The organism is Ramlibacter sp., assembly GCF_035554825.1.
In the GTDB taxonomy this organism is placed as follows: domain Bacteria; phylum Pseudomonadota; class Gammaproteobacteria; order Burkholderiales; family Burkholderiaceae_C; genus Ramlibacter.
The window spans coordinates 31,131-42,650 of the sequence record NZ_DATMHS010000040.1; the positions used below are offsets into that span (position 1 = coordinate 31,131).

10 protein-coding genes are annotated in these 11,520 nt (G+C 73.4%); 1 reads left to right on the top strand and 9 read right to left on the bottom strand.

The features are described from left to right. Positions 1-7 precede the first annotated feature (7 nt). From phbB to VNT59_RS03845, 5 genes are all read right to left on the bottom strand, one after another. The gene (gene phbB, locus VNT59_RS03825) at positions 8-757 is read right to left on the bottom strand and encodes an acetoacetyl-CoA reductase (protein WP_325496783.1); all 750 of its coding nucleotides are present in this window, start codon (positions 755-757) and stop codon (positions 8-10) included. Positions 758-777: 20 nt separating this feature from the next. After that, on the bottom strand, positions 778-2,562 hold the full coding sequence (polX, locus tag VNT59_RS03830; RefSeq protein ID WP_325496785.1) for a DNA polymerase/3'-5' exonuclease PolX: 1,785 nt from the start codon (positions 2,560-2,562) through the stop codon (positions 778-780). A gap of 46 nt (positions 2,563-2,608) precedes the next feature. After that, complete coding sequence (gene groL, locus VNT59_RS03835; protein WP_325496787.1) at positions 2,609-4,240, bottom strand: chaperonin GroEL; 1,632 nt, start codon at positions 4,238-4,240, stop codon at positions 2,609-2,611. Positions 4,241-4,425: 185 nt separating this feature from the next. Next, positions 4,426-5,025 carry a nicotinamidase gene (locus VNT59_RS03840; protein WP_325496789.1) on the bottom strand — a complete coding sequence of 200 codons (600 nt, stop codon included), beginning with the start codon at positions 5,023-5,025 and terminating at the stop codon, positions 4,426-4,428. A gap of 82 nt (positions 5,026-5,107) precedes the next feature. Beyond that, the gene (locus VNT59_RS03845) at positions 5,108-6,070 is read right to left on the bottom strand and encodes an acetyltransferase (protein WP_325496791.1); all 963 of its coding nucleotides are present in this window, start codon (positions 6,068-6,070) and stop codon (positions 5,108-5,110) included. Between the two features lie 61 nt (positions 6,071-6,131). On the opposite strand from VNT59_RS03845, the gene VNT59_RS03850 reads away from it, so the two are divergent. Beyond that, complete coding sequence (locus VNT59_RS03850) at positions 6,132-7,130, top strand: ribose-phosphate pyrophosphokinase (protein WP_325496793.1); 999 nt, start codon at positions 6,132-6,134, stop codon at positions 7,128-7,130. A gap of 37 nt (positions 7,131-7,167) precedes the next feature. Here VNT59_RS03850 and VNT59_RS03855 read toward each other — a convergent pair whose 3' ends face one another. The 4 genes from VNT59_RS03855 to VNT59_RS03870 are packed head-to-tail and all read right to left on the bottom strand — an operon-like array spanning position 7,168 to position 11,390. Further along, entirely contained in the window at positions 7,168-8,196 is a 1,029-nt protein-coding gene (locus tag VNT59_RS03855) for a hypothetical protein (RefSeq protein ID WP_325496795.1), read from the bottom strand. Then, positions 8,189-9,553: a nicotinate phosphoribosyltransferase gene (locus tag VNT59_RS03860; protein WP_325496797.1), complete on the bottom strand. Its 1,365-nt coding sequence runs from the start codon at positions 9,551-9,553 to the stop codon at positions 8,189-8,191. The genes VNT59_RS03855 and VNT59_RS03860 overlap by 8 nt, the downstream gene beginning before the upstream one ends. A 5-nt stretch (positions 9,554-9,558) precedes the next feature. After that, the gene (locus VNT59_RS03865) at positions 9,559-10,743 is read right to left on the bottom strand and encodes a CapA family protein (protein WP_325496799.1); all 1,185 of its coding nucleotides are present in this window, start codon (positions 10,741-10,743) and stop codon (positions 9,559-9,561) included. Continuing rightward, positions 10,740-11,390 (bottom strand): phosphoribosyltransferase, encoded by a 651-nt coding sequence (locus tag VNT59_RS03870; protein WP_325496801.1) that lies wholly within the window; start codon positions 11,388-11,390, stop codon positions 10,740-10,742. The genes VNT59_RS03865 and VNT59_RS03870 overlap by 4 nt, the downstream gene beginning before the upstream one ends. Positions 11,391-11,520: the final 130 nt, after the last annotated feature.

An 11,520-nucleotide genomic window follows, 5' to 3' on the forward strand; every position in this document is an offset into this window, starting at 1 on the left:
CTTTCCGTCATTGCATGTGCTGTCCGCCGTTGATCGCCAGGTTGGCCCCGGTCACGAACGCCGCGCCCTCGGACGCGAGGTAGGCCACCAGCTGCGCCACCTCGTCGGGTTCGCCCAGCCGGCCCAGCGGGATCTCCGGCAGCACATGCTCCTGCAGCACCTGCGGCGAAACCTTCTCCACCATCGGCGTGCGCAGATAGCCGGGCGACACGGTGTTCACGGTGATGTTCTTGCGCGCCAGCTCCAGCGCCAGCGACTTGCTGAACCCGTGGATGCCGGCCTTGGAGGCGGCGTAATTCGACTGCCCGAACGCGCCGCGCTGCCCATTCACCGAGGAGATGTTGACCACGCGGCCCCAGCCCAGCGCCACCATGTCTTCGATCACCTGCCTGGTCATGTTGAACATCGAGTCGAGGTTGACCCTCAGCACGGTATCCCAGTCCTGGCGCGACATCTTGCGGAAGGTCACGTCGCGCGTGATTCCCGCGTTGTTGACCAGGACGGCGACCGGCCCGTGGCGCGCGCGGATCGCCGCCACCGCGCTCGCGCAGCTGTCGAAGTCCGCCACGTCCACCGGCACGGCGTCCAGGCGGCAGCCCGCCTGCGCCTGCTGCGCCAGCCAGGCGGGCACGCCGGCGTTGCCCGGCGTGTGCAGCGCCACGACATCGAACCCGGCCTCGGCCAGCCGGCGGCAGATCGCCGTTCCCAGGCCGCCGGTGCCACCGGTGACGGCGGCGACGCGCTTGCTTGCTGTCATGTTCGTCTCCTTGGCGCCGCTCAGGCGGCGCTCGCGTGGGCGGCGGCGGGCTTGCGGCGGCGCGGCGCCGGTGCGCCGCGCCCCATGGTCGCTGCCAGCAGCCGGCGCAGCTGCGGCAGCTCGCGCGTGTTCAGCACATCGCCGGGTTCCAGCCAGCCGCGGCGCGCCTGGGCGACGCCGAGCGCGAGGTGGCCGAATTCCAGGGTGCTGTGGGCGTCCGAAGCGATGCTCACCAGCACGCCCTCGTCTCGCGCCATCCGGCACGCGGTGTCGACCAGATCGAGCCGCGCCGGATGCGCGTTCAGTTCGAGGCAGCAGCCGCGCTGGCGCGCGGCGCGGATCACGCGGGCCAGGTCGATGTCGCACGGCGGCCGCTCGTCGATCAGGCGCCCGGTCGGGTGCGCCAGGATGCTGAAGTAGCGATGGTCCATGGCCCGCAACAGGCGCTCGGTCTGCTGTTCGCGCGGCAGCTCGAAACGGTGGTGGACGGCGCCGATCACCAGGTCCAGCCGCTGCAGGACCGCGTCGGGCAGATCGAGGCTGCCGTCCTCCAGGATGTCGACCTCGATCCCCTTGAGGATCACGAAGCCCCCGAGCGTCGCATTCAGCTCGTCGATGCGGTCGATCTGGCGCGCCAGCCGTTGCGCGTCGAGCCCGCGGGCCACGGCCAGCCGCTGCGTGTGCTCGGTCACCGCCAGGTAGCGCCAGCCGCGCGCCATGGCCGCGCGCGCCATGGCCTCCAGGGTGTCGCTGCCGTCGCTCTCGCTGGTGTGCGAATGCAGGTCGCCGCGCAGGTCGGCCATCCGCACCAGATGCGGCAGCCGTCCGGCGCGCGCCGCCTCGATCTCGCCGCGGTCCTCGCGCAGTTCGGGCTCGATGAAGGGCAGGCCCAGCGCGCGGTAGACCGACACCTCGGTCTCGCCCGCCAGCCGCTCGCTGCCGCGGTACAGGCCGTATTCGTTCAGCTTCAGCCCCGCTTCCTGCGCGGTCCGGCGCAGCGCGATGTTGTGCGCCTTGGAGCCGGTGAAGTACAGCCACGCGGCGCCGAAGCTCGCCTGCGGCACCGCCCGCAGGTCGGCCTGCATGCCGCTGCGCAGCACGACGCTGGCGCGGGTGCTGCCCTTGGAGAGCACGCGATCGACGTCGGGCGCCGTCACGAAGCGCTGCATCACCTCGCTGCCGCGGTCGATGGTGACCAGCAGGTCCAGGTCCCCCACGGTGTCGCGCATGCGCCGCAGGCTGCCGGCCGCCACCGCCTGCCGCACGCCCGGCACCTGCCTCAGGTCGGCCAGCAGGGCGTCCGACACCTGCCCGGCGACCGCCAGCTTGAAGCGCCGCTCCTGCGCCAGCCGCGCCGTGGCGGCATCGAGGATCAGCCGCTCCATCTTGGGGCCGAAGCCCGGCACCATGCGGATGCGGCGGCTGCGCGCCGCCTTGAGCAGTTCCGCGATGGTCTTGATCCCGAGTTGCTGGTGCAGCGTCCGCACCCGCTTGGGCCCGAGCCGCGGGATGGCCAGCAGTTCGGTGATGGCCGGCGGCAGCTCCTCGCGCAGCTGTTCGAGCTGCGCGCAGCTGCCGCTGGCCGCGATCTCGGCGATCTTGCCGGCCAGGTCGGGACCGATGCCGGGCAGCTCGTCGAGGTTCTCGCCGGCCTCCAGCATCGCGGACACGCTGCGGCCCAGCTCGCCGACATTGCGTGCCGCGTTGCGGTAGGCGCGGATGCGGAACGTGTTGGCGCCCTGCACTTCCAGCAGATCCGCGATCTGGCTGAACACCGCGGCCACATCGGCATTGACGATCGTCACTTCAGGTCCTTCCGGGGCGATGGCACCGCCCGCCCGTGGCGGCGCGTCAGTACATCGACGGTGGTTCGGGCGGCGCCGCGCCGGGCGGCGGCTCCTGGCGCGGCGCGTTGGCGATCAGGCAGTCCACGGTGAGGATCAGGCTGGCGATCGACGCCGCGTTCTGCAGCGCCAGCCGCGTGACCTTGGCCGGGTCGATGACGCCCATCTCCAGCATGTCGCCGTACTCGCCGGACGCGGCGTTGTAGCCGAAGCTGCGCTGCGTCGATTCGGCGACGCGGGCCAGCACGATCGACGGCTCCTCGCCGGCGTTGGCGACGATGCGGCGCAGCGGCTCTTCCATGGCGCGGGCGACGATGCGCACGCCCGAATCCTGGTCGAGCGAGGGCAGCTTCGTGGCCTGCAACACGCGCCGGGTCCGCAGCAACGCGACGCCGCCGCCCGGCACGATGCCTTCCTCGACGGCCGCGCGGGTCGCGTGCAGCGCATCCTGCACCCGCAGCTTGCGCTCCTTCAGCTCGGTCTCGGTCGCCGCGCCGACCTTGATCACGGCGACGCCGCCGGAGAGCTTGGCCATCCGCTCGTCGAGCTGCTGTCGGTCGTATTCGCTGGTCAGCCCGTCGCGTTCGCGCTTGAGCGCGGCGATGCGGTCCTTGATGCGCTGCGGGTCGCCGGCCCCGCCGACGATGGTCGTGCGGTCCTTGTCGATCTCGACGCGGTGCGCGCGCCCGAGGTGCTCCAGCCGTGCCTTCTCCAGCGACAACCCGGTCTCGGCCGAGAACACCTGGCCGCCGGTGAGGATCGCCATGTCCTGCAGCATCGCCTTGCGCCGGTCGCCGAAGCCCGGCGCCTTGACCGCGCAGGTCTTGAGCACGCCGCGGATGGTGTTGACCACCAGCGTCGCCAGCGCGTCGGCTTCCACTTCCTCGGCGATCACCAGCAGCGGCCGGCCGGCCTTGGCGGCGGCTTCCAGCAGCGGCACCAGCTCCTGCAGGCCGCTGAGCTTCTGGTCGTACAGGACGATGCCCACCTCCTCCAGCACCGCCGACTGCCGCTCGGCGTTGTTGATGAAGTAGGCGGAGAGGTAGCCGCGGTCGAACTGCATGCCTTCGACCACGTCCAGCTCGCTGGCCATGCCCGAGCCGTCCTCGATCGACACCGCGCCTTCGCGCCCCACCTTGTCCATGGCGCGCGCCACCAGGTCGCCGATGGAGCGGTCGTTGTTGGCCGAGATCGCCGCTACATGGGCGATCTCCTGGGAGCTGGCGCAGGGCTGCGCCAGTTGCTTGAGTTCGCCGACCACGGCCTCCACGGCGGCGTCGATGCCGCGCTTGAGGTCCATCGGGTTCATGCCGGCGGCCAGGTATTTCAGGCCCTCGCTGATCATGCCGTGCGCCAGCACCGTCGCGGTGGTGGTGCCGTCGCCGGCCATCTCGCGGGTGCGCGCCGCGACCTCGCGCAGCAGCTGCGCGCCCATGTTCTCGAAGCGGTCCTCCAGCTCCACCGACTTGGCGACGACCACGCCGGAGTTGACGATCTGCGGCGGCCCCCACTCGCGGTCCAGGACCACGGTGCGGCCGCGCGGGCCCAGCGTCACCTTGACCGCGTCGGCGAGCGCGTCGACACCGCGCCGGATCCGGTCGCGGGCGTCCTGCCCGAACAAGAGCTGTTTCGCTGCCATGGCTGGCCTCCCCGATCGACGGGGCGCGGCGAGCCGGGGTGGCGCATGCCGCACGCGCCGGGCGGCCTCGCCCGCCCTCCTTCATCGGCAAACCTAGTGCAGGCGATGGCGCCCCGCGTTGACTTGGCGCAATGCAGGCGAGGCGGCGCGAGCCGACCTGCTCGAGTGTGAAGTTCCGGCCGGGCTCACACGGCGCCGACGCCGTCCAGGCTCGCAACGCGGGCGCCCAGCGCACGCAACTCGGCGATGGCGGCGGCGCCGTCGCCGGGTCGCAGATTCACCGGCCGCATCGCATCGGCCAGCAGCACCACGGCGAAGCCTGCCGCCAGCGCGTCGCGCGCCGTGTGCAGCACGCAGTAGTCGGTGGCCAGGCCGGCGACGAAGAGCCGCTGCACGCCGGCCGCCCGCAACAGCTGGACCAGGGACGTGCCGGAAAAAGCGGAGTAAGCGTCGTGCTGCGGGTCCTGGGCCTTGGAGACGACGACGGCATCGGGCGGCAGCTGCAGCCCCGGCGCGAAGCCGGCGCCGGGCGTGCCGGCGACGCAGTGCGCCGGCCAGGGTCCGGCCGGCTGGAACGAGCAGTGCCGCGGCGGATGCCAGTCACGGGTGGCGAAGACCGGCAGCCCGCGCTGCCGGAAGCGGCGCAGGTACTGGTTGACCAGCGGCACGATCTGGTCCCCGCCGCGCACGGCCAGCGCGCCGCCCGGCAGGAAGTCCTGCTGCAGGTCGACGACGATCAGCGCATCGCCGTCGGCCGGATCGAAACTGTCGGGCTTGGTATCCATCGGTCGTGCTCCGCAGACCCAGCAACCGTAGGCGCGCCGCGCCGGGCGCTCCTTGACGGCGGTCAAGCGACCGGCCGCGCCGTCAACGCGGGGCCGGCGCGAAGGCGCGGTCGAACGCGGCGAGGAAGACGGCCAGCCCCTCGCGCGGCAGGCGGTCGATGCCGGCGGCGGCGGCCCGTCCGCCGCCGGTGGGGAACCGGCGGCAGAGCTCGTCGGCGCCGGTGGGCCGCGCCACCGGCGCCCGCACGCTGACGCGGTAGCCGTCCGCCAGCGCGCACAGTACGGCGTGGGCCTGGCCGGGCTCGGCCGTGGCGAGTTCGTTGGCGAACTCGCCTTGCACCCGGCGCGCCCACGCCGCGTCGGGCAGCGCCAGGATGCGGCCGGCGGCGCTTCGCGCCAGCGGCGGGATGGCCCGCGCCAGCGCCATGTCCTGCGCGCGCGCGGCGACCAGGGCCAGTGCCGTGGCGTGGCGCGCGAAGTCGAGCGGATCGGCGAAGGGCCGCAGCGCGCGCCAGAGCGCGGCGGGCGCGATCGGCAGGTCGGCCTCGCTGTCGCCGTACCCGTTGTAGTTGATGGCGCGGCCGAGGTCGCGCAGCGTGGCCAGCTCGCCCGGCCCCAGGCCGCAGGTCCGCGCCAGGGCCCGGGCGCTGCGGTCGAGGTTGTCGCCGAAGGCGGCGACGATGGCCCACGGCCGATGCCGGCCGCCCAGTTCGCGGTCGACCAGCATGCTGGTGCACACGCCGGGCGCGGTGTCGATGTGGCTGGCCAGCGCCGGATGCTGCGGGACGACGCCGGCGAAGTGGTGGTCGAAGTACGCCACCGACACGCCGTCGGCCAGCAGGCGCAACAGCGCGCCGCGGTTGCGGTCGAGCGACACGTCGAGCACCGTCACCGAGTCGCCGGCGCGCCCCGGCACCCGCTCCAGCAGCGCGATGTCGCGCTTCGGACCGGTCACCAGGATCGCCTCGCGCGGCTCCGCCAGGCGCAGCTGCTGCAGCGCGCAGATGCCGTCGGCGTCGCCGTTGAAGACGTCGTAGTGGCTCATCGGGCGGGCTCGGCCGCGCGGAGCGCGTGGCGCGGGCACAATGTCCGCAGGAGGGTCATCGATGCAAGACTCCGATCTGGCGCTGTTCGCACTCCATGCTTCCGGCGACTTCGGCGCGGCCGTGGCGCGCCACCTGGGCACCGGGCTGATGCCGCACGAGGAGCGCTCGTTCGTCGACGGCGAACACAAGGCCCGCCCGCTGGCCAACGTGCGCGGCCGCGACGTCTTCGTGCTGCACTCGCTCTACGCGGACGACGCGCAGAGCGTGGACGACAAGCTCTGCCGGCTGCTGTTCTTCATCGGCGCGCTCAAGGATGCCTCCGCCGCCTCGGTCACCGCGATCGTCCCCTACCTCGGCTACGCGCGCAAGGACCAGAAGTCCAAGCCGCGCGACCCGGTGACCACGCGCTACGTGGCCGCCCTGTTCGAGGCCGTCGGCACCGACCGCGTGGTGACCCTGGACGTGCACAACCTCGCCGCGTTCCAGAACGCCTTCCGCTGCCGCACCGAGCACCTGCAGGCCAACGGCCTGTTCGTCGCCCACTTCGCGCCGCTGGTGGGCCAGCGGGAGGTCGTCGTCGTCTCGCCCGACGCCGGCGGCCTCAAGCGCGCCGAGCGCTTCCGGACGCGGCTGGCCAAGGCGCTCGGCCGTCCCGTCGCCGCGGCCTTTGCCGAAAAGCACCGCAGCGAGGACGTGCTGACCGGCGACCTGATGGTCGGGCCGGTGGCCGGGCGTTGCGCCATCATCATCGACGACCTGATCGGCAGCGGCAGCACCATCGCGCGCACCGCCGGCATGTGCCGCAGCCAGGGCGCGACCGCCGTGTACGCCGCGGCGTCGCACGGCCTGTTCGTCGGCGAGGCCGCCCAGCTGCTGGCGGACGAGGCGCTCGACCGGCTGGTGGTCACCGACTCGGTGCCGCCGTTCCGCCTCGCCGGCACGGCGACGCTGGGCAAGCTGGACGTGCTGCCCGTCAGCGGCCTCTTCGCCGAAGCCATCCACCGCATGCACGCCGGCGAGTCGCTGGTCCAGCTGCTCGAACAGGGAAGCGCCGAATAGGTCGCGTCGCGCGCCGCCGGATCCGTTCGGAGCTTCCTCAGCCGGCCGGCGCGCAGGCGAGCGCGTGGCGCGCGGCCAGCTGCAGGTAGTCGGCCGCGCGCTGGCGCCACCGGGGCGAGCCGCGGTAGTGCGCTTCCTTCAGGTGCCACAGCGCCAGGCCGGCCCGCACGAAGGCGCGCAGCCCCTGGTAGAAGTGGACCAGCGCCGGATCGACGGCATCGTCCGCCAGCGCGGCGTACCGTTCGAGCAGCACGCGGCCGAGGTCGGCGGCGCCGGCGCGCTCGCACTCCATGGCCAGGAAGGCGGCCTCGTCGATCCCGTCGACCGTGCGCAGCGCCAGCGAGAACTCCAGGCAGTCGATGATCGCCGGCGGCGTACCCAGCCACACATGCTCGGGCCGCAGGTCGCCATGGCCTTCGACCACCCGCCCGGCCGCGACCCGCGCGGCCAGCACCGCGCCATTGCCGCGCAGGAAGCCGCGCAAGCGGGCGGCCACCGGCCGCACTTCGCGCTCGTCGAAGGCCAGCTCGGGGTCGCACAGCCGGCGCTCCTGCTCGGCGAGTTCGCCCGCCAGGCGCTCGCCATACAGCATCGGATCGTGCAGCGCGGGCGGCAGCCGGCGATGGAAAGCGGCCAGTTGCGCGGCCACCTGCCGCATCTGGTCGACGCCGGCGCGGCCGCGCGCCAGCAGCGCGTCCAGCATCAGGTCGGCCGCCAGCCGCCGCATCATCACGAGCCAGTCGACCACGACGCCTCCGGTGGCGGCAAGCGCCAGCGTGCCGTCGGGCCCCTGCCGCAGCGCGACGACGTCGAGGTAGACGGCCGGCGCCAGCCGGCGATTGAGCCGCAGTTCCTCCGTGCAATAGAAGCGCCGCCGCTCGAGCGTGCTGAAGTCCAGGCCGTCCGACCGGACCGGCTTCTTCAGCTTGAAGACATGGTCTGGCGTCAGGAACACCCAGGACATGTGGGTCTCGATCGCTTCGATGCTCGCCGGCCGGGCCGGATAGGTCGCGGGCCGGCGCAGGCTGGCCACCTTCGCGGCGAGGCCGACGTCTGCTTCAAGCACCTTGCGTCTCCGCCGCCTCAGCGGCCAGGCCGAGGCGCTCGTCGACCGCGCGCGCCAGCGCTGCGAGCGAATCGGACACCGCGACCGGATACGGCGGCGCGGGCTCCAGCGCCCGCAGGGCCGGGGGCAGCGCGGCCACTTGCCGGCGCGCCAGCTCGCGGCTGGCGTCGAGCGTCGGAGCGGCGCCGGTGCGCACGCCGCCGGCCATCACCTGCTGCAGCAGCGGCGCCGCGCCGCCAGCGCCGTCGCCCTCCAGCGTCAGCAGGTCTCCCACGAAGCGGCCGTCGCCGGCCGCGCGGCGCAGCACCTGCTTGCGGCCGGGCCAGGTGGCCTTGCCCTCCGATTGCTTGCGCCGTCCGATGCCGTCGTATTCGGTGAGCTTGTAGGCGCAGTCGAGATAGGCCGCGTCGGCCGACGTGTTCATGCGGGTGCCGACGCCGAAGCCGTCGATCGGCGCGCCGCCGTCGACCAGCTCGCGCAAGCGATGTTCATCGAGGTTGCCGCTGGCCAGGATGCGCACGCCGGCCAGCCCGCCGGCATCGAGAATCGCGCGCACCCGCCGCGCGTGCAGGCCGAGGTCGCCGCTGTCCAGCCGCACCGCGTGGATCGCCGCCGGCCCGCCGGCGAGTCCGGCTGCCAGCCGCACCACCTTGCGCGCCGCCGCCTCGGTGTCGTAGGTGTCGATCAGCAGCGTCGCGTTGCCCGGCTGCGACCGCACGAAATGAGCGAACGCCGCGGCCTCGTCGTCGAACGCCTGGACGTATGAATGCGCCATGGTCCCGTACAGCGGGATGCCGAAGTCGCGGCCCGCCTGCACCGTCGCCGTGCCGGCGAAGCCCGCGAGGTAGCTGGCCCGCGCCGACAGCAGGCCGGCCTCGCCGCCGTGGGCGCGGCGCAGGCCGAAGTCGATCAGCAGCCGTTGCGGCGCGGCGAGCACGCAGCGCGCCGCCTTGCTGGCGACCAGGCTCTGGTAGTGCAGCAGGTTGATCACCCGGCTCTCGGCCAGTTGCGCCTGCCCCAGCGGCGCCGTGATGCGCAGGATCGGCTCGGCCGGGAAGAACACCGTGCCTTCCGGCATCGCCCACACGTCGCCGGTGAAGCGCAGCGTCGCCAGCGCCCGCAGGAACGGCGCGCTGAAGCGGCCGGTCTGCGCCAGCCACGCCAGGTCAGGCGGCTCGAAGCGCAGCTGTTCGAGGTACTGCAGCACCTGCTCCAGGCCGGCGGCCAGCAGGAAGTTGCGGCCGGCGGGGAGCTTGCGCACGAACAGCTCGAAGCTGGCCGGCCGGTCCATCCCGCGGTCGAAATACGCCTGCAGCATCGTCAGCTGGTACAGGTCGGTGAGCAGCGGTCCGAACATGGCCGTCAGCCGGCGCGCCGGCCCGCTTGGCGGCCCGCGGCCGCCGGCGCCCGCCTGGCCCAGGCGACGCGCACCAGATCTTCGCCGGCCGCCTCGGCGTGCGTGCCGAGGGCGCGCCCTTCGCGTTCCAGCATCTGGGCGAGCCAGCTCGCCTCCCCCGCCGCCGCCGGCTCCAGCCGCAGGCGGCGCCGGCGCAGCGGCACCAGCAGCAGTTCCTGCAATTCGCCGGTGGCGGCAGCCAGCTGCGGGAAGTACATGACGGCGAGCTCCGGATGCCAGGACTCGTGGCCCTCGATCCCTTCGTAGTCGTTGATGAGATCGCCGCAGCCGTACAGCACGAGCCGGTCGCGGTGCACCTCGACGCCTTTCGGATGATGCGACGAATGGCCATGCACGATGTCGGCGGCGCCGGCGTCGATCAGGGCCTGGGCGAAGCCGCGCTGCTGCGGCCCGATGCCGAAACCCCAGTTGCCGCCCCAGTGCACCGAGACGACCACCAGGTCGCCGGGCCGGCGCCGTTGCAGCACCAGGCCCGCGATGCGCTGGGCCGACTGCGGCGACGCGGTCGCCAGGAAATTCACGCCGCAGCGGGTGCCGCTGGCCGCCCAGTCCTCCGGCACGCCGCTGTCCGCGGTGGCATAGGCGAACACCAGCAGCCGCCCGCCCGCGGCCAGCGGCAGCGCCGCCGGCTCGGCCGCCTCGTCCGCGTCGGCGCCGGCCCCGGCCGTGCGCAGCCCGGCGGCGTGCAGGCTCGCCAGGGTCTCGCGCAGTCCTTCGCGGCCCCAGTCGAGCACGTGGTTGTTGGCCAGGACGCAGCAGTCGGTGCCCGCCGCCGTGAGGCACGGCACGTTGGCCGGGTGCATGCGGTAATGGATGCCCTTGCCGGGCTGCGCGTCCTCGCTGAGCGTCACCGCGGTTTCGAGGTTGACGATGCGCAGCGCCGGCTGCATGCGCTCGAGCCACGGCAGCGCTTCGCCCCAGGGATAGCCGTAGGCGGCCCCCCGCGCGATCGGGCCGCCGGCGCGTTCGGCCAGTGCCACGTAGCCCTGGGCGGAACGCATCCAGGCTTCGAACAGCTGCGGCGGCGCCGGGTGCGGCAGCACCTGGTCGATGCCGCGGCCGGTCATCACGTCGCCGCAGAGGAACAGCCGCACGGGCGGCGCGCCGCCCGCGGCGGCGGCCGTGTTCATGACGGCTGCGCCGGCGGCTGGCCCGCCTGGCGCAGCAGCGCGATGGCCTCCTCGTCGTCGACCTGGCCGAACGTCCGGTAGAACTGCCCGACCGCGTAGAAGTCCGGCGGCGCGTGCAGGCACACGACTTCGTCGGCGTACGGCCGCACCAGTTCCAACGCCTCGATCGACGCCACCGGCACGGCGCACACGAGGCGCTCGGGGCCGCGCGCCCGCACCGCGTGCAGCGCCGCCACCATGGTGGCTCCGGTGGCGAGCCCGTCGTCGACCACGATCGCCACCCGCCCCGCCGGGTCGATGCCGGCGCGGCCGGGCGTGTAGCGGTTGCGGCGCTCGTGCAGCACGGCCAGCTGCTCGCGCTTTTCCTGCTCGATGTAGCGGTCGCTGGCGCCCGTGCCGTGCGCGTGCGGCGCGATGTAGGTCCAGCCGTGCTCGTCGACCGAGCCGATCGCGTACTCCGGCGAGAACGGCGCGCGCAGCTTGCGTACCAGCACGACGTCGAGTTCGCCGCCCAGCCGCTGGGCCAGCAGGTCGCCCATCGGCAAGGCGCCACGCGGGATGGCCAGGATCAACGGGCGGCGGCCGCGATAACCCGCCAGGGCCTCGGCCAGACGCTCGGCAGCGTCGGTGCGGTCGGCAAAGCGCATGATGCCTCCCCGGAACAATCGCGGCTTGCACCGTCGAGCACGCGCCCGCGCCGCCGCTTCTCCATTCTGGTGGCCGCGGGTGCACCCGCCTTGCGCTGCCTCAATCAGCCCCGACGGCGCAGCGGCCACC

What these genes read in the sequence shown, in the direction of transcription:
- phbB (WP_325496783.1), bottom strand. Translation starts at nt 757, where the DNA reads ATGACAGCAAGCAAGCGCGTCGCCGCCGTCACCGGTGGCACCGGCGGC.
- groL (WP_325496787.1), bottom strand. Translation starts at nt 4,240, where the DNA reads ATGGCAGCGAAACAGCTCTTGTTCGGGCAGGACGCCCGCGACCGGATC.
- VNT59_RS03840 (WP_325496789.1), bottom strand. Translation starts at nt 5,025, where the DNA reads ATGGATACCAAGCCCGACAGTTTCGATCCGGCCGACGGCGATGCGCTG.
- VNT59_RS03845 (WP_325496791.1), bottom strand. Translation starts at nt 6,070, where the DNA reads ATGAGCCACTACGACGTCTTCAACGGCGACGCCGACGGCATCTGCGCG.
- VNT59_RS03850 (WP_325496793.1), top strand. Translation starts at nt 6,132, where the DNA reads ATGCAAGACTCCGATCTGGCGCTGTTCGCACTCCATGCTTCCGGCGAC.
- VNT59_RS03860 (WP_325496797.1), bottom strand. Translation starts at nt 9,553, where the DNA reads ATGTTCGGACCGCTGCTCACCGACCTGTACCAGCTGACGATGCTGCAG.
- VNT59_RS03865 (WP_325496799.1), bottom strand. Translation starts at nt 10,743, where the DNA reads ATGAACACGGCCGCCGCCGCGGGCGGCGCGCCGCCCGTGCGGCTGTTC.
- VNT59_RS03870 (WP_325496801.1), bottom strand. Translation starts at nt 11,390, where the DNA reads ATGCGCTTTGCCGACCGCACCGACGCTGCCGAGCGTCTGGCCGAGGCC.